The sequence below is a fragment of the Nocardioides gansuensis genome, from assembly GCF_003076135.1.
Classification (GTDB): Bacteria; Actinomycetota; Actinomycetes; order Propionibacteriales; family Nocardioidaceae; genus Nocardioides; species Nocardioides gansuensis.
In genome coordinates, this window is sequence record NZ_QDGZ01000006.1 from 201,027 (window position 1) to 218,381 (window position 17,355).

At 71.3% G+C, this 17,355-nt stretch carries 11 protein-coding genes; 9 read left to right on the plus strand and 2 right to left on the minus strand.

Annotated elements, in window-relative coordinates; genetic code table 11:
* The first annotated feature begins 6 nt into the window (after window positions 1–6).
* Window positions 7–1,350: a glutamine synthetase family protein gene (locus DDE18_RS14935; protein WP_116573245.1), complete on the plus strand. Its 1,344-nt coding sequence runs from the start codon at window positions 7–9 to the stop codon at window positions 1,348–1,350.
* Window positions 1,351–1,399: 49 nt separating this feature from the next.
* Here the strand turns inward: DDE18_RS14935 and DDE18_RS14940 are convergent, their stop codons facing one another.
* Together DDE18_RS14940 and DDE18_RS14945 are read right to left on the minus strand one after the other, a co-directional pair.
* Window positions 1,400–4,600, minus strand: a complete 3,201-nt coding sequence (locus tag DDE18_RS14940) for a response regulator (RefSeq protein WP_116573057.1) — start codon at window positions 4,598–4,600, stop codon at window positions 1,400–1,402.
* A gap of 156 nt (window positions 4,601–4,756) precedes the next feature.
* Window positions 4,757–6,082, minus strand: coding sequence for an MFS transporter (locus tag DDE18_RS14945; RefSeq protein ID WP_116573058.1), 1,326 nt, complete (start codon window positions 6,080–6,082; stop codon window positions 4,757–4,759).
* A gap of 182 nt (window positions 6,083–6,264) precedes the next feature.
* Between DDE18_RS14945 and DDE18_RS14950 the strand changes: the two genes are divergently transcribed.
* From DDE18_RS14950 to DDE18_RS14985, 8 genes are all read left to right on the plus strand, one after another.
* Complete coding sequence (locus DDE18_RS14950) at window positions 6,265–7,089, plus strand: PaaX family transcriptional regulator (RefSeq protein WP_116573059.1); 825 nt, start codon at window positions 6,265–6,267, stop codon at window positions 7,087–7,089.
* Between the two features lie 86 nt (window positions 7,090–7,175).
* Window positions 7,176–9,539 (plus strand): hypothetical protein, encoded by a 2,364-nt coding sequence (locus DDE18_RS23015; RefSeq protein ID WP_165821180.1) that lies wholly within the window; start codon window positions 7,176–7,178, stop codon window positions 9,537–9,539.
* Between the two features lie 15 nt (window positions 9,540–9,554).
* The gene (locus tag DDE18_RS14960) at window positions 9,555–10,664 is read left to right on the plus strand and encodes a cupin domain-containing protein (RefSeq protein ID WP_245916728.1); all 1,110 of its coding nucleotides are present in this window, start codon (window positions 9,555–9,557) and stop codon (window positions 10,662–10,664) included.
* Window positions 10,661–11,485, plus strand: a complete 825-nt coding sequence (locus DDE18_RS14965; RefSeq protein WP_116573060.1) for a fumarylacetoacetate hydrolase family protein — start codon at window positions 10,661–10,663, stop codon at window positions 11,483–11,485. Before DDE18_RS14960 ends, DDE18_RS14965 begins: the two co-directional genes overlap by 4 nt.
* The gene (locus tag DDE18_RS14970; RefSeq protein ID WP_116573061.1) at window positions 11,482–12,069 is read left to right on the plus strand and encodes a maleylpyruvate isomerase family mycothiol-dependent enzyme; all 588 of its coding nucleotides are present in this window, start codon (window positions 11,482–11,484) and stop codon (window positions 12,067–12,069) included. The genes DDE18_RS14965 and DDE18_RS14970 overlap by 4 nt, the downstream gene beginning before the upstream one ends.
* Before the next feature lie 20 nt (window positions 12,070–12,089).
* A complete protein-coding gene (locus DDE18_RS14975; protein WP_116573062.1) occupies window positions 12,090–13,604 on the plus strand; it encodes an FAD-dependent monooxygenase in 1,515 nt (504 codons plus the stop codon).
* On the plus strand, window positions 13,601–15,673 hold the full coding sequence (locus DDE18_RS14980) for an acetate--CoA ligase family protein (protein WP_116573063.1): 2,073 nt from the start codon (window positions 13,601–13,603) through the stop codon (window positions 15,671–15,673). Before DDE18_RS14975 ends, DDE18_RS14980 begins: the two co-directional genes overlap by 4 nt.
* Window positions 15,654–17,327: a (2,3-dihydroxybenzoyl)adenylate synthase gene (locus tag DDE18_RS14985; RefSeq protein ID WP_116573064.1), complete on the plus strand. Its 1,674-nt coding sequence runs from the start codon at window positions 15,654–15,656 to the stop codon at window positions 17,325–17,327. Before DDE18_RS14980 ends, DDE18_RS14985 begins: the two co-directional genes overlap by 20 nt.
* The last annotated feature ends 28 nt before the right edge of the window (window positions 17,328–17,355 follow it).

Consider the following 17,355-nt stretch of genomic DNA (forward strand, 5'->3'; position numbering starts at 1 on the left):
GGGCCGATGACGATCGACGCCCTGCGCGAGGCGGTCGCGGCCGGACAGGTCGACGAGGTCGTCCTCGCGCTGCCCGACCTCGCCGGCCGCCTCCAGGGCACTCGCCTCGGGGCGCGGTACTTCCTCGACCACGTCCTCGACGACGGGTTCGGCGCCTGCACCTACCTGCTCACCACCGACGTCGAGATGAACGTCGTGGCCCAGGTCGCCCAGCTCGACCCCGATGGCACCGGCTACGGCGACATGGTGCTCCGCCCGGACCCGTCCTCGCTGCGGCCGCTGCCGTGGGACGAGGGCACCGTCCTGGTCGTCGCCGACGCCCACCACGCCGACGGGCTCCCGGTCTCGGTGGCGCCGCGCCAGGTGCTCCGCGACCAGGTCGCCGCGCTCGCCGAGCGCGGGCTGACGGCGTACGCAGGCTTCGAGCTGGAGTTCCGGGTCTTCACCGAGAGCTATGCGCAGGCCGCGGCCGCCGGCTGGCGCGAGCTGACCCCCGCCACCCGCCACGGCGTCGACTACGCGCTCAACGGCCTCGAGGGCCTGGACCGGCTGACCCGCCGGCTGCGCCGCGAGATGGGCGCCGCCGGGCTGCTGCTCGAGTCAGCGCGCGGCGAGTGCGCCCCGGGACAGTACGAGATCGTCTTCCGGTACGACGAGGCGCTCGCCGCCGCGGACCAGGCGGCGTTCTTCAAGACCGGCGTGAAGCAGGTGGCCGCCCAGGAGGGCTTGGCCGCCACCTTCCTCCCGAAGTACGACGCGGGGGAGGGCAGCTCGTGCCACTTCCACGTCAGCCTCCGCGACGCCGACGGGCGGCCGGTCTTCCCGGGCGAGGGCCCGCACGGCATGTCGGAGCTGCTGCAGCACGCACTGGCGGGCCAGGTCGCGCTGCTGCCGGAACTCACCCTGCTCTTCGCGCCGACGGTCAACGCGTTCAAGCGGCTACGGCCGGGAGCCTTCGCGCCCGTCCACGCCGCGTGGGGGCCCGACAACCGGCTCACCGCGCTGCGGCTGGCCGGCCGCGGTGGCTCCCTGCGCATCGAGCACCGGGTGCCCGGATCCGACGCCGACCCTTACCTCGCGCTCGCGGGCATCCTGCTCGCCTTCCGCCACGGCATCGAGGAGCAGCCCGACCTGCCGCCGGCGACGGTCGGCGCCCCGGCCGCCGACGCGGTCGCGCTGCCGGACAGCCTGCCGGCGGCCGCGCGCCTGCTCGAGCAGAGCCAGGTCGCGCGCAAGGGCCTCGGCGATGCCGTGGTCGACGCGCTGGTCGCCGCTGCCCGCGCCGAGTGGGCGGCGTACTGCTCGGTCGTCAGCGAGTGGGAGCGCGCCCGCGGGTTCGAGCGACGCTGATCGCGTGCCGCTCCGGGTGTCCGATGCGGAATGCCCGCCCGAGCGGGCGTCAGCGAGACCCGTTGGTGCGGTCCCGAAGTGCAGCGACCGCGGCCTCCACCTCGTGGGTGAGCCTGGCGAGGATCTGCCCTGATCCCTGGATCTGGCCGGCGTCGCCGAGTGCCTCCAGCTCGGCGGCGGAGTCGGCCACCCGGGGGAGGCCGAGATTGAGCGCGCTGCCCTTGAGCCGGTGGGCGGAGGCGACCAGCGAGGTGGCGTCGCCCTGGTCGAGGGCGGCGCGGATCGCTGCAAGGTGGTCGGCGGCGTTGGCCATGAAGGAGGCTGCGGTGCGTTCGAAGAAGCTGATGCCGTCCTTGACGAGCTCGTCGAGCATCTCGATCCGGTCGGGGTCGAGGACGCCCGGGTCGGGCGCGTCAGCTCTGGCGGGCGCGGCGGACCAGTCTGGTTGCGCGGGTGGATCCGTGGCCGCCTGACCCGTGGACGGCCGGGTCCTGGTCCACTCTCCGATGGCGCGGGCCAGCTCGTCCGCGTTCACGGGCTTGGTGAGGAAGTCGTCCATGCCGGCCGCGAGGCAGCGCTCGCGTTCTCCCTCCAGGGCGGACGCAGTCATCGCGATGATCGGCACTCGCTGGCCGGCGGGCTCATGCTGTCGCACGATCCGGGTGGCATCGAAGCCGTCCATGCGGGGCATCCGGCAGTCCATGAGGACGGCACCGTAGTCGTGCGGGCGGGTGAGCCTCTCGACCGCCTCGATCCCGTCACCGACGACGTCGACGGCACATCCCATCTGCTCGAGCAGGCCGATGGCGACCAGCTGGTTGACGGGGATGTCCTCGACGAGGAGCACGCGGACGCCGAGTCCCGGCGCTTCGTCCCTGCCGGGCTCGACGAGGTCGAAGGGTGACCCGAGGAGCGCGTGGAGCCGGTTGTGCAGGTCGGCGTGCCGCACCGGTTTGGCGAGGGTGTGCTCCGGCCGGAGGTCTCCGGCTTCCGGGAGCGCCAGCGCGGGGTCGGGGGAGAGCAGCAGGATCGACGTCTCTCGCAGCGCGGGATCGTCGCGCATGTGACGGGCGAGCGCGAGGCCGTCACGCCCGGGCATCTGGTGATCGACCAGGGCGATGTCGAACGGCTCGCCCGACCCGACCGCGTCCGCGAGGATCTTGATCGCGGCGTCGGCTGACCCGGCTGACATGGTCGTCATGTGCCAGGCGGAGAGCTGCCTCTCGAGTCGCAGGCGGCTGGTGTCGTTGTCGTCGATGACAAGCACGCGTCGACCGCGGAGCTTCGGGACCGGGGACGTGCGTGCCGTGGCGGGATCGGCCCGCTCGAGCGTGGCGGTAAAGGAGAAGGTGCTGCCGGCCCCGGGCTCGCTGGTCACCCAGATCTCGCCGCCGAGCGCCGCGACGAGGCGCTTGCAGATCGCCAGCCCGAGCCCGGTGCCGCCGTGCCTGCGGGTGGTGGAGGCGTCGCCCTGGATGAAGGCGTCGAAGAGTCGTTCGCTCTCGTCCGGCTCGATGCCGACGCCGGTGTCGATGACGTCGACACGCAACGCCACGTCGGTGGGCGTTTCGCGCTCGATGCGGGCGTCGATGACGACCTCGCCCTTGTCGGTGAACTTCACCGCGTTCGACCCGAGATTGATGACGACCTGCCCGAGGCGCACCGGGTCACCACGAAGCCGGAGCGGGACGTCAGGATCGCAGGCGACGACCAGCTCGAGGCCCTTCTCGTGCGCGTGTCGGCTCAGCACGGAGGCGGCCCGGTCGAACACGGCACGGACGTCGAACTCGGCCGTCTCGAGCTCGAGCTTGCCGGACTCGATCTTCGACAGGTCGAGGATGTCGTTGATGAGGTCCAGGAGCGTCAGGCCCGCACCCTGGAGGTTCTCCACCAGTCGGCGCTGCTGCTCGTCGAGGCCGGTGCTCAGCAGCAGCTCGGTGAGCCCGATGACGCCGTTCAAGGGAGTGCGGATCTCGTGGCTCATCGTGGCCAGGAACTCCGACTTCAGGCGAGAGGCCTCGAGCGCGGCGTCCCGTGCCTCCCGGAGCTCGATCGCGGAGCGCTCGCGCCCGGCCACCAGCGCCAGGTGGGCCGCCATCTGCTCCATGATCTGCTGGGAGTTCTCATCAGGTGGCTGCTTGTCGGTGAGCAGTTCTACGACGCAGATCACCTCACCATCGAGCACCACCGGCATGGCCACCAGGCTCTGCGCCTCATCGATCGTCGAGGGAGTGCCGACCTCGATCTCCCCGGATGCGCGGGCGGCTTCCGCCAGCAGGTGATCGGGTGCCACACCCTGGTCGACGTCGAAGACCACGACGTCGCGCGAGCCAGCCGGACCGCTGAAGAGATGGGCACACACCGCCGTCCAGTTCGTGAGCTCTGGCAGCCCGTCGGCAGCCATCTCCAGCGCCTCGCGAAGGGTTGCTGCGCTGTTCGCAGCGGCGAGCATCTGCTGCTGGACATAGAGCCGGCGGGTCGCTTCCCGTGCCTGCTCATCGGCCCTGCGCATCTCGGTGATGTCCTGCGCGGTGCCGCTCAGACGCACGACCGCCCCGTCGGCGCCGTACTCCGCGACGCCCCGGCCGCGGACCCACCGAAGTGTGTCGTCGGCCCGCACGACGCGATGGTCGAAGGAGTAGGCCTCGCCGGTCTCGACCGCACGTGCCACCGCGCTCGACGCGAGCTCCCGGTCATCTGGATGGATCAGCTCGAGGTAGGACTCATAGGATGCCGGCGCCCCTTGGGAGACACCGAAGATTCGGTACAGCTCGTCCGACCACCGGATCACATTGCTTCCGACGTCCCACTCCCAGCTGCCGACATGGGCGATCCGCTGCGCATTCTCCAGCTGTTCGAGGAGCTTCTTGCGCTCGGTGTACGGCGTCACCCGGTGCAGCCAGCCGATGCGCCGCCCCTCGTGGTGGACCGGCGCGAAGCTCACCAGCCCCCACACGGTCGTGCCGTCAGGGCGCACGAGATAGGAGTCGATGTTGGTGCCGCCCTCGCCGGTGGCGCGCATCCGCGCGAGGGCTCGTTCGAAGTCGTGACGCCCCTGCTGGTCCAGTGTCTCCACGACCCGCAGGCCGACCATCTCCTCGAGCCGACGGCCCAGCATCTGCGCCATTCGCTCGTTCGCCCACCGGGTGACCCCCTCGTCGTCGATGAGCCACAAGCCGTCGGGGACTGCGTCGAAGAGGCGGAGCTTGAAGTCCTCGTCCTCGGAACCGCCCGGTCGGTCGTTGGCCATGCCTCAATTTCTCACACTCCGCGGTCGAGCCTGATCACCCTCGGCCGGGAAACGGCTCGGTCTGCGACGACCCGTGGATGAGTCGGTGGCCCGGCCTGCTGAGCAGACCGGGCCACACGGGGGGAGCGGCGGGGGGCTCTGGGCGCGGTGCGTGTGTCAGTGCTGGAGGCTGAGCTCCGCCGGCCTGGATCGAGCGCCCGCGAGTCGGACGGCGGGCACCAGCGCGATCAGGACTGCGCCGATCACGGCGGGGATGGCGAAACCGTAGAAGTTCCACTCCAGTCCCTTGCCGGAGGCCAGCAGCCAGGCACCGTACGTCGGGCCGACGATCGCGCCGATCCGGCCGACACCGAGCGACCAGCCCAGCGCGGTGGCGCGTGCGCTCGCCGGGTAGTGCGTGGCGACGTACCCGTTGACCAGGATCTGGGTGCCGACGGTGCCGAACCCCGCAATCGCGACCAGCAGCATGAGCAGGCCGGCGCCGGGCTTCGCGGCGAGCAGCCAGAGGGAGACCGCGGCCGAGCCGAACGCCGCCACGGTGACTACCTTGGAGCCCCACCTGTCGGCCAGCATCGAGACCACCAGCGAGCCCACCACGGCGCCGATGTTGAGCACCAGGAGGAACTTGAGTGCGGAGCCGAGCGGGTAGCCGGCGGTCGTCATGATCTTCGGCAGCCACTGGTTGAGGCCGTAGACCAGCAGCAGGCCAACGAAGCTCGCGGCGCCGAACAGCACGGTGGCCACGAACCGGTTCGCGGAGAAGAGAGTCGCGAGGGCGGTCTGCTTCTCGTCGGACTCGGCCGTGCCGGGCGCCGCCAGGGTGAGGCCGTACTTCGCCGCGAGGGCTTCGGCCTCCGAGCGGCGGCCGCGGGCGAGGAGGTACGCCGCCGACTCCGGAAGGAACTTCCATGCCAGGGGGACCACCACGAAGAGTGGGGCGATGCCGATCCAGAACAGGACCCGGAAGCCCTCGGTCGGCAGCAGGTTGATCGCCAGGACGGCTGCCAGGACGCCGCCGATGGAGAAGCCCGAGAACATCAGTGCGTTGTTGAAGTTTCGACGGTGGGCGGGGGCGCACTCCACGGTGAGGGCGATCGCGGTCGGCACTACGCCGCCCAGACCCACGCCGGTGACGAAGCGCATCAGGCCGAAGATCTCGGGGTTCGGCGCCATGGCGGTGAGGCCCATCGCGACGGAGAACCAGGTGATGCTTGCGAGCATGATCTTGCGACGGCCCAGGATGTCGGTGAGCGCTCCGGCGATGAGGGTGCCGATGACCATGCCCACGAGCGCATAGCTGCCGAGGGCGCCGGCCTGGGAGAGCGACAGGTGCCACTCGGAGGTGGGCGCCGTCAGCGCCGGGACGACGGTGCCGTACACGATGAGGTCGTAGCCGTCGAAGATGATCGTGACCAGGCAGATGGCCACGACCCAGAGGCCGGCGGAACGCCCGCGGGTGCGGTCGTGCGCAGTGTCGAGCATGGGGGTCCTCGTTTCGGGAAGTGTGACGTGCGACACGAATGTATGACTATATTCAGACGGACGTCAACGATGTGACACGAATGAGTTTCCACGTGGGTGCGCCTCCGCGGCCCGACGGTGATGGTGGATCGTGTGGTATTCACGTGGTGAACTCCGATCGGGGGTTCAAGGGAGGAGCTGTCATGAAGCCGCGGTCCATCGTCTTCGACCTGTTCGGCGACTACGTCCGGTATGACGGCGGAGAGATCCGGCTGCGTGCCCTGACCCAGCTCCTCGACGCCTTCGACGTAGGCGAGAGCACGGTCCGCGTCGTGATGAACCGCCTGCGCAAGGAGGGTTGGTTCGATGCCCGCCGCGACGGGCGCGAGACCGTCTACCTGCTCACGGACCGCAGCTGGCGCCTCCTGGACGAGGGTCGCGAGCGCATCTTCGAACGCCCCTCCGGGGACTGGGATCGTCGCTGGTCGATGGTGATCTACACGGTCCCGGAGTCGGATCGGGCTCTTCGCGAGGAGCTTCGCAAGGACCTCGCGTGGCTGGGCTTCGGCTCCCTGGCGGCCTCCACCTGGGTGAGTCCCTGGGATCGCCTCGGCATGGTCGAGGAGCGATTCGCGGACAAGCCGGGGATCCGCCTGGACCTGCTCCGGTGCGAGTCGACCGGGCTGGCCAAGGATCGCGAGATGGTCGGCCGGTGCTGGGACCTCGAATCACTCAATGCCGACTACGAGGAGCTGCTGCGCAGCTATCGGCCGCGGATGTCGGACTACCGCAGCGGTCGCCTCGAGCCGCGTGACGCGCTGGTCGAGCGGATGCGCCTGACGCACGACTACCGACTCTTCCCGTTCCGCGATCCCGGCCTCCCGGACGAGCTGGTGCCGGCCGGGTGGAAGGGTGCCGAGGCGCACGAGCTCTTCCTGGCGGCCCACGACCTGCTCCGCGAGCCGGCAGAGGAGTACTTCCGCTCGGTCGCCGGTGCACCGTCTCAGAAAATCGTGACAAAAGGTTGACGGTCGGTGTCAAAGTGAGTTGAATCCCTTCCTGTCGGGCAGTGCTGCCCGTCACAGGAACGATTCGACTCCCTCTGGAGGTCCCCATGCGGCCCCTTCGCCTCGCCCTGGCGGCAGCCTCGGCCGTGCTGTCTCTCCTCGCAGTTGCTGCGAGCACGGCCGCTGCCGGCGCCCCCGACGCGGCCGACGCGGCCGACGCGGCCGTCTCCGCCGTCGAGCAGAGCGCGCCGTCGCTCGACCTCGAGGACCTGCTTGCTGCCCCGGCGGTGGCTCCCCAGCTGCAGAACGCCGGCTTCTGGAAGGCCGCGCCGACGATGGTGTGCCACACGTCGGCATACCGGAAGGGAGAGTTCCTCAACCAGGGGTGCGTGTACGACGACCAGGGTGCGCAGGCAGTCCCGACCAACTGGCCCGAACACGCGATGACCCCGGCGTACACCTACCCGGAGAACCCGGCGTACCGCGCCAACGCGGCCGACATCGTCGAGGTCCGGGTCAAGCCGCTGCGCGACGCCACCGCGTTCCGGGTCACCTTCAACACGATGCTCGACCCGGAGCTGGTCGGCACCACGATCGCGCTGGGCAGCTCGCTGTTGTCCCGGCCGGCCCCGCACGGCGCCAACACCTCGATGCCGGCCCAGGTCTTCGTGACCGTGCACGGCAGCCGCGGCGACATCGTCGACGCGGCCACGGGGAAGACCCTGCCCGTCACCCCGGAGGTCGCGGTCGACATCTACCGGCGCCAGGTCACCATCCGGGTCCCGAAGACCGCGTTCGACCCGGGCACCCGCACAGTGCGCGTCGCCGCGGCTGCCGGGCTCTGGGACGTCACCGCCAACGAGTTCCTCGTGCCCCGGGCGGTCGCCGACGCCCAGCACCCCGGGGGTGCGGTCGCGACCGACCCGACGCCCAGCGCCTACTTCGACGTCGCCTTCCGGTACGGCGAGCCGTTCGACTCCCCGTGGCGCAACGACGACCAGAAGGTGGCGCTCGCCGCGGGCGACATCTCCCGGTTCCACGCGAACGTGGACTTCGGCAAGCTTGCCGCGGGAGCCAACGACGACCTGACCGACACCAGGATGGGCATCCCGAGCGCGGGCTACATCGAGCGCATCTACCCGACGCACTTCGAGTCCCGCCAGGGCCGACGGCTCCCGTCCGACCCCGCCGGTCCTCCTGCCCTCGCCCTCACCCAGCAGAACGGCATCATCGACGGCGCTGACGGTGAGAAGGTCAGCTCACAGTTCGGCTGGGTCTGCCGTGACGCGTGCGTCCCCGACCTTCCCGGCCAGCTGCAGCGCTACGTCGCCTACGTCCCGCGGATCGAGGCGCCCGCCGGCGGCTACGCCAGCCTGCTGTGGACGCCGGGCTTCGCGCAGACGGCCAACGACCAGGTCCACGACCCGGGAATGTTCCAGGCCCTCCCGACCCAGGACAAGGACCTCTTCCACAAGTTCGGAGAGCGCCCCAACGCCCCCACCGTGGTCATCTCCGTCGACGGACGCGGCAACGACGAGTGGTTCTACGGGCAGTCCGGTGCCAGCGTGATCGAGGCGCTCGGCGACGCCCGCCGGGCCTTCGACCTCGACCCGCAGCGGACCGTGATGGGCGGCTTCTCCTCCGGTGCCTTCGGTGCCAACAAGCTCTCCCTGCAGTTCCCCGACCTGTTCAGCAAGGCATTCATCTGTGACGGCCTCAACAAGGCCCCGTCGATGGCCGGTCTCAACGGCGTCTTCGACGTCACGCCCATCGATACCGGAACCCAGCACGAGCCGGGCTCCACGCTGACCCCGCTGCTCCCCTCCCGCCGCAACCAACCGGTCGTGGAGTGGGCGGGCCTGCCGAACAGCTACATCCCCTACAACATCCCGCGAGAGCGCGCAGACGCCTACCTGGCCGGTGACTACGACTACCAGTTCACCACCTGGATCGGCGCCTCCTCGGAGCACGTCGTGCTCTGCGCGAACGGCACGTGGGACGTCGCCACGAAGCACCTGGGCGACATGCGCGGCGTACAGGACCCGTTCCACGTCACCTATGTCCGCAACCCCGCCATGGACGACCCGGCGTCGGGTCTCGTCGGCAACCGCGCCTACTGGGTGAGCGGCATCGAGACCCGCAGCAACGACCCGCTCCAGCTCGGCACCGTCGACGTGGTCTCCAGGGCCTTCGGGCTCACCGAGGCGCCGGTCGAGCCCGTGGTCCTGGGATCGGGCACCGAGGAGGGGACCACCGTGCCGCTCAACCCGTACACCACCGAGACCCGGCAGCCGTTGGCACCACTGGCCATCGCGGCCTCCAACACCCTGGTGATCAACGCAGCCAACATCTCCGAGATCACCATCGACCCTCGCCGCGCCCAGGTGACCTGCTCCGCCGACCTCGACGTGACGAGCGACGGCCCGCTCACCGTGCACCTGACCGGGTGCGGCGACCGGACCTTCGACTGACAAGGAACCCATCAGATGACCATGACGTCCAGCCCCGTGAAGATCGCCGCGTCGGAGGCTCCCGACCAGCCCGACAGCTCTCCCGAACTCGAGGCCCTCTACCGCGGGTTCGAGGCCGAGCTCCTCGTCCCGCTGTGGACCGAGATCGGCGACCTGATGCCGGCACACCCGCGGTCGAAGGCGCTGCCCCACCTGTGGCGATGGGCCGACCTCCTCCCGTTGGCCGCCGAGTCCGGGCGCCTCGTCCCGGTGGGGCGAGGCGGCGAGCGCCGCGCGATCGCCCTGGCCAACCCGGGTCTGGGTGGCCGCCCCTTCGCCACCCCGACCCTGTGGGCCGCGATCCAGTACCTCAACCCCGGCGAGGACGCCCCGGTCCACCGGCACACCCAGAACGCCTTCCGCTTCGTGGTCGAGGGCGAAGGCGTCTGGACCGTCGTCAACGGCGACCCGGTCGCGATGCGGCGCGGAGACTTCCTGCCCCAGGCCGGCTGGGCCTGGCACGGCCACCAGAACGCCACGTCCGAGCCGATGGCATGGATCGACGGCCTCGACATCCCCTTCCAGTACGCCGTCGACGCCAGCTTCTTCGAGTTCGGCCCGGACGCGGTCGACAACACGGAGACCCCCGCACGCTCTCGGTCCGAGCGACTCTGGGGACACCCCGGCCTCCGTCCGCTCACCCACCTCCAGCCCACACCGGCGACACCGCTGCTGGCCTACCGGTGGGAGCACACCGACCGGGCGCTCGACGACCAGCTCGCGCTCGAGAAGGAGGGCGTGACAGCCACGCTCGGCCCGGGCCACGCCGCGGTCCGCTTCACCAACCCCACCACCGGCGGGGACGTGATGCCCACGTTGCGGACCGAGTTCCATCGGCTCGCCCCCGGCACCGAGACCGCCACCGTCAGCGAGGTCGGATCCACCGTGGTCCAGGTCTTCGACGGCATGGGGTCGGTGACCGTCGGCGAGCACAGCTGGTCCGTCGAACGCGGCGATCTCTTCGTCGTGCCGTCGTGGCAGCCGCTCACCGTCCGCTCGGAGGGCGGGCTCGACCTCTTCCGGTTCAGCGACACGCCCGTCTTCGAGGCCCTCAACCTCAACCGCCGCCAGGAGGCAACCCGATGAAGCTCGCCACCGTCCGCACCGCACACGAGACCCGTGCCGTCCGGGTCGAGGACGACCGGTACGTCGACCTGGGGTACGGCGACGTACGCGAGCTGCTCGAGCAGCCCGACTGGCGCACCCTCGCCGCGGCCGACGGCGCGGCGCTGCCCCTGGAGACCGGGCTCGCCCCCGTCGTACCCGCCCCCGGCAAGGTGGTCTGCGTCGGCCTGAACTACCGCAGCCACATCCTCGAGATGGGCCGCCCCCTGCCCGAGTTCCCCACCCTGTTCGCCAAGTTCGCCGACGCGATCATCGGCCCGAACGACGACATCGTCGCCGCGCCCGAGTCGGAGTGCGTCGACTGGGAGGCCGAGCTCGTCGTGGTCGTAGGCGAGACCGTGCGGCGCGCCGACCGGGCGCAGGCCACGGCGGCGATCGCCGGCTTCACGGTGATGAACGACGTGACCATGCGCGACTGGCAGTTCCGCACCCGCGAGTGGCTGCAGGGAAAGACCTTCGACTCCACCACACCGCTGGGCCCGGTCCTCGTCACGCCGGACGAGCTCCCCGGCGGTGACGCACCGGCGCTCGGCATCTCCACCTCCGTCAACGGTGAGCTGATGCAGTCCGCCCAGACCTCCGACCTTCTCTTCGCGCCGGTTGCCCTGGTGGAGTACGTCTCGACCATGACCACGCTGCGCCCCGGCGACGTCATCGCGACCGGTACGCCGGCCGGCGTCGGCCACGCCCGCGACCCGCAGGTCTTCCTGGCTCCCGGCGACAAGGTCGTGACCGAGGTCAGCGGCATCGGGCGGCTTGAGAACACGGTGGTGGCCGGGTGAGCGCGCTGGCCTGGACCGAGGGCGGCACGCGGCTCTTCCTCGACGCGCTGAGCCGGATCGGCGACGAGCGCTTCGCCGCTCCGACGAGCCTTCCCGGCTGGACCACCGCTCACCTCGTCGCCCACGTCCACTTCAACGCCCAGGCGCTGCGACGGCTGGTCTCCTGGGCGGTCACGGGGATCGAGAACAGGATGTACGCCTCGGCCGAGCAGCGGACCGCCGAGATCGAGGAAGGGGCATCGTGGGCGCCCGCCCAGCTGCGCGACGTCGTGGCCGGCTCCGCCTCGGCGCTGGCCGAGGACCTCACCGCCCTGAGCGATCGGGCCTGGGACGCCGAGGTCGTCACCGCCCAGGGCCGCACCATCCCGGCCAGCCAGATCCCGTGGCTGCGGGCGCGCGAGGTGATGGTCCACGCTGTCGATCTCGGCGCTGGCCTGACCTTCGCCGACCTGCCCGCCGACTTCACCGCCGAGCTGCTCGCCGACGTGGTCCGCAAGCGGGCCGCAGCCGGCGAGGGCCCGGCCCTGGCCGCATGGCTCACCGGCCGCTCCGTCACCCCTCCCGCACTCGGCCCCTGGCTCTGAGCCGAACCCAAGGACATGACATGAACCTCCGCATCGCCTGTGTCGGCGGCGGCCCCGGCGGGCTCTTCTTCGCCGCGCTGGCGAAGCAGGCCCACCCCGAGGCCGACATCACCGTCTTCGAGCGCAACCGGGCCGAGGACACCTTCGGCTTCGGGGTCGTCTTCTCCGACGCCACCCTCGCCGGAATCAACGCCGCCGACCCCGTGCTCCGCACCGCACTCGACGAGTTCGGGATGCACTGGGACGACATCGAGGTCCGTCTCAAGGGAGAGACCTTCTCGTGCGGTGGCAACGGCATGACCGCGATCGTCCGCAAGACCCTGCTCCAGCTCCTCCAGGAGCGGGCGACCGCGGCCGGCGTGGACCTCCGGTTCTCCACCGAGGTCGACCTCGAGGACCTCGACGACTACGACCTCGTCGTCGCCTGCGACGGCGCGAACTCGAGGATCCGCGAACGGCTCGCCGACCGGCTGGAGCCGTCGTACGAGACCGCCACGGCGAAGTTCATCTGGTTCGGGACGACGTACTCCTTCGACGGTCTCACCTTCGTGCACGTGCGCGGTGAGCACGGCGTGTTCGCGGTGCACGGCTACCCGATCGCACCGGGGCTGAGCACGTTCATCGTCGAGACCGACGAGGAGACGTGGCGCCGGGCCGGCCTGGACGACTTCGACGTCACCCAGCCGCCGGGCGCGAGCGACATGAGGTCGAAGGAGTACCTCGAGAAGCTCTTCGCCGAGCAGATCGACGGTCATCCGCTGGTGGTCAACAACTCCCGCTGGGCCAACTTCCGCACTCGCCGCGCGGCCCGCTGGACCCATGGCAACGTCGCCCTGCTCGGCGACGCCGCGCACACCGCGCACTTCTCGGTCGGATCGGGCACCAAGATGGCGATGGAGGACGCGATCGCGCTCGCCACAGCTCTGGGTGACCACCCGGACGACGTCCCCGGTGCGCTCGCGGCCTACGAGTCCGCCGCCCGGCCGCCCGTGGAGCGGATCCAGTGCTCGGCCCGCCCCAGCCTCTCCTGGTGGGAGCACTTCGGCCGCTACCACGACACACTGGAGCCGTGGCAGTTCGCCTTCCACTTCCTCAGCCGCAGCATCGGGGCCGAGAAGCTCGCACGTCGGGACCCCGGCTTCGTCGCCGGCGCACGGCGGGCCTGGACCGCTGCCCATGGTGCCGGGGTGCTCGCCAGCCCGCTGACCATCGGCATCTGCACCTTCGCCGGCCGCCGGGTCGCCCTCGACCAGGTCGCGGAGTCCGGGCTGCGCCTGCTGCAGGTGAGCGCCCCTCCGGAGGAGTCCGGCCTGGCCGAGGCGCGAGTGGCACTGCACGACGGTCTCGCCGACAAGCCGGACCTGGTGGTGGTCCGCGGCGGCTCCCCGCTCTGCCGGATCCAGCTCTCCGAGGAGTCGCGGCTCGGTCGCGGCGTTCCGACGCTGCTGGTCCTGCCCGACGCCACCGACGACGTGGTGGAGACCCTCGTCCTCGCCGGGCGGGCCGACCTGGTGGCAGGGGAGGGCGTGCGATGAATGATCTCACCAGGCTGTTCGCGCCCCGCGGCGTCGCGGTCGTCGGTGCCTCCGCTGACCCGGCCAAGATGGGCTCGGTCATGATGCGGTCGCTGTCGAGCTTCGACGGCCCCGTGGTCGGCGTCAACGAGCGACTCAGCTCTCCGGCTGACGGTCTGTACCCCTCGGTCGCCGCCGCGCTCGAGGCCGGCCAGGGGCCGATCGACCTCGCCGTCCTCTGCATCCCCGCGCCCCTGTGCCCCGGCGCCCTGGAGCGGGCCGCCGCGGTCGGCGTCTCGGCCGCCCTCGTCTGTGCCGGCGGCTTCGCCGAGGTGGACGACACCGGTGCCGGGTTCCAGGCCGAGCTGGCCGCGGTGGCCGCGCGGCACGGCGTCCGGCTGCTCGGTCCGAACACGTCGGGATTCCTCGCGCCGCACCGCCAGATCCACGCCACCTTCGTCCCCGGCGCCGGCACCGTTCCCGCGGGTGGGGTGGGCGTTGTGGCGGCCAGCGGTGGCGTCAACCACGCGCTCGCGTTCCTGCTCGCCTCCGCCGGGTACGGCGTCTCTATCGCGGTCGGCCTCGGGAACGCCGTTGACGTCAGCACCGCGGACGTGCTCGACCACCTCGCCGATGATCCCGACACCACGGCCATCGCCCTGCACATCGAGGCGGTCGCCGACGGCCCACGCCTGCTGGCCTCCGTACGCCGCGCGGCCGGCGTCAAGCCCGTGGTCGCCCTGGTCGTGGGTCGGGCCGACGTCGGCGACTTCGCCAGGTCCCACACCGGGGCCCTGGCCACCGCCTGGCGGACCACCCGGGCCCTGCTCGCCCAGGCCGGAGCCGTGCTCGTCGACGACGAACGCCAGCTGGTCTCCGCGGTCGGACAGCTCTCGCAGAGCCGCCTCGCGCCGTCGGCCGAGCCGGGGGTCGTGCTGGTGACCGCGCAGGCCGGTCCGGGGCTGCTCGTCATGGACGACCTGCGGTCCGCCGGCGTCGCCATGCCGGCGCTCACCCAGGCCACCCAGGAGCGGCTCGGCGATCTCCTGCCGCCTATGACCTATCAGGCCAACCCGGTCGACACCGGCCGTCCGGGCGACACCTTCGACGAGGTGCTCGCCGCGGCGGCCGACGACCCGGGTGCGGACCTTGTCGCGGTCTACGCCCTCTCCGAACCGGACGCGGTCGACCTCGCGGTGACGCTCCGCGCCCTCACCGGACCAGGGCGGACCTTCGCGCTCGCCACCGGCGGTGTCGAGACCGAGACCCAGCCCCAGCGGGACAAGCTGATCGCCGACGGCATCGCGGTCCACGACGGACCCACCGGACTCGCCGTGGGCGTGCGGGCGCTCGTCACCGACGCCCGGGCCCGCCACCGAGCTGCCGCGCCGGCGACGCCGGACGTTCCCGCCGTCGGCGCGGCCTTCCACGTCGCAGGGCGCACCAGCTGGGACGAGGACGACGCCAAACAGCTGCTCGACGCGATCGGGGTCACCACGCCCCGTCGCCGTGCCTTCGACTCGATGGAGTCCGCCGGACGTGCCCTCGACGAGCTCGCCGGTCCCGTGGCGGTGAAGATCCTCGACGCAGCCGTCCTGCACAAGACCGACATCGGGGGCGTGCACCTCGGGGTGCGCAACCGGGCCGACCTCGACGCCGCACTTACCGCGCTGGCCGGGATCGGCGCCACCCGGGTGCTCGTCGAGGAGATGGCCCCGGCAGGTGTCGACCTGATCGTGGGCGCTCGCCGTGACCCTGTCTTCGGGCCGGTCGTCCTGCTCGGGCTCGGCGGCACCATCGCGGAAGCGCTGGCAGACGTCGCCATCGCTGGCGTACCGCTCTCGGCGGCTGACGGGTCCGCGCTCGTCGACCAGCTCGCCGGTGCCGCGGTGCTCCGCGGCTGGCGGGGAGGCCCGGCCGTCGACGTCGACGAGCTCACCGCAGTCCTGGCCGCGCTCGGGCAGCTGCTGGTCGACCACGCGCACCTCGACGAGATCGAGATCAACCCACTTCGCATCACCCGGCACGGGCTCGTCGCCCTCGATGCCGTCATCACCACGAGGAGTACCGATGGTCAGCCCCATCATTGAGGGTGTCGTTCCGTGGCCCGCCGATGTCGCCGCGCAGTACGTCGACGCCGGCTACTGGGAGAACCGCGCCCTGGGCTCGCACCTGTGGGAGCAGGCCGATCGCACGCCCGACGCCGCCGCGCTCGTCGACGGTGACCTGCGGCTCAGCTACGCCGAGCTGGTCGACCGCGCGGACGCCGCTGCGACCCGGCTGGCGGCGCTCGGCCTGGAGCCCGGGCACCGCGTGCTGGTGCAGCTGGTCAACGGCTGGGAGTTCGTGGTCCTGACGCTCGCGTGCCTGCGGGCCGGCGTGGTGCCCGTGATGGCGCTGCCGGGCCACCGCCGCCACGAGCTGGAGTATCTCGCGAACCACGCCGAGGCCACCGCGATCGCCGTACCCGACTCGTTCCGCGGCTTCGACCACCAGGCACTGGCGACGGAGCTGGTCGCCGCGGTGCCGTCCCTCGAGAGGGTCCTCGTTGCCGGTGACACGGCCGAAGGTGCGGTCGACCTGCGCTCGCTGCTCGCCCAGTCCGACGGCAGCGGAGAGGACCGCGCCCGGTGGGACGCCGAGCAGCCGGCACCGGACGAGGTGGCGGTGTTCCTGCTGTCGGGTGGGACCACGGGCCTGCCCAAGCTGATCGCCCGGACCCACAACGACTACGTCTACAACGCGAAGTGCGCGGCGTCGGTCTCGGGCTTCGACAGGGGCACCGTCTACCTCGTGGCGCTGCCGGCGGGACACAACTTCCCGCTGGCCTGCCCCGGCCTCCTGGGCGCGCTGCTGGTCGGCGGCACCGTGGTGATGCTGGACAGCCCCGAGCCCGTGCAGGCCTTCGCCACCATCGCCCGCGAAGGCGTCACCCACACCGCCGCGGTGCCTGCCGTCGCGCAGAAGTGGATCGACCACGCGGCCGCGGTGGGGGCCGACGAGCTGGCGACGCTGCGGGTGCTCCAGGTGGGCGGCTCGCGGCTCGTCGACGAGGTCGCCAGGCGGGTCCGCCCGGTCCTCGGGTGCACGCTGCAGCAGGTCTTCGGCATGGCCGAAGGACTGCTCAACTACACCCGGCTCGACGATCCCGACGACGTCATCTGCTGCAGCCAGGGCCGACCGATGTCCCCGGGAGACGAGGTGCTGCTCGTCGACGAGCTCGACCGTGCGGTGCCCGACGGCACACCCGGAGCGTTGCTGACCCGCGGGCCCTACACGCCGCGTGGCTACTACCGGGCGGCCGAGCACAACGCGCGTGCCTTCACCGCGGACGGGTGGTACCGCTCCGGCGACATCTGTGTCTGGGACGCCACCGGCAACCTCGTCGTCGCGGGACGCGACAAGGACCTCATCAATCGCGGCGGGGAGAAGATCTCGGCCGAAGAGGTGGAGAACCTGGTCTACCTGATCCCCGACGTGGAGCAGGTCGCCGCGGTGGCGATGCCGGACAGCGACCTCGGTGAGCGGGTCTGTGTGTACGTCGTGTGCCGCGAGGCGTCCGGGCTGGACCTCGCCGGCGTCCGTGAGGCGCTCCAGGCCCGCCAGATCGCGGCGTACAAGCTCCCCGAGCACCTGGTGGTGGTCGACGCGCTGCCCCAGACGAAGGTCGGGAAGATCGACAAGAGGGCTCTGCGCGAGGACATCGTGGCCCGGCTGCAGGCCGATCCCCGCGTCTCCCGCTGACAGCCCGACCCTGACGTCCTAGTGTCGG